Annotated in this window: 1 protein-coding gene; it reads right to left on the bottom strand. The window is 59.0% G+C overall.

Going from position 1 to position 612, the window contains the following annotated elements:
- Positions 1-90 precede the first annotated feature (90 nt).
- On the bottom strand, positions 91-465 hold the full coding sequence (locus AC1RPH_RS07690; RefSeq protein WP_289862515.1) for a hypothetical protein: 375 nt from the start codon (positions 463-465) through the stop codon (positions 91-93).
- Positions 466-612: the final 147 nt, after the last annotated feature.

Below are 612 nucleotides of genomic sequence, written 5' to 3'. Positions count from 1 at the left end.
GACTATTATACATGAAGCAATTACGTTTGCAATAGGCGCAAAAAAGCCCGGACTGGCCGGGCTTTTAGGGGCATTACGAGTCGGTGCCGATTACAGCGGGGCAGCGCCCGTCGGGAACGGATACGGCGATGCCGGGATCGGTGCGACCTTGCTGGCCTGCTCCGGGACCGAGCGTGCTGCCGGTGCCTTCGTGGCCGCGACCTTGGCCGAACCGGCGTGCGGCTTGCGAACCGACGTACGCGGCTTGGCCGGTGCACCCTCAGCCGGCTGCGCGCTGATGAACGTGCGCTCGATGGTGACGGTGTGGCTCGTGACGACGCCTGCGTTCACGATCGGGCGTGCCTTCGAGCGGACGATGCCCTTGCCCATCAGGAACTTGACGGCAGCTTCCTTCGACGCGAAGGAATTGACGGCGGTATCCGAGCCATCGACCGAGATCGAAATCGTGATAACGTTCTTGCTCATGAGGTAAATCTCCTTTCAGGTGGGTTGGTGCTACTCAGTACAACACTAGAACAACGAGACTGAAGTTTATCAACGGCTTCGCCTCTTGTCAACTGCCTTTTTACTACGTTTGTGTGTCGGGTGTTTGATCGGCGCAACATGGTGTGC

The sequence above is a fragment of the Dellaglioa sp. CoH-57-MRSF-16 genome, from assembly GCF_056782055.1.
The sequence above is the reverse complement of the archived record's forward strand: the minus strand, read 5'-3'. Positions and strand labels throughout refer to the sequence as shown.

Bases quoted from the DNA above. Each gene is read 5' to 3' on its own strand.
- AC1RPH_RS07690 (WP_289862515.1), bottom strand. From the start codon at position 465: ATGAGCAAGAACGTTATCACGATTTCGATCTCGGTCGATGGCTCGGAT.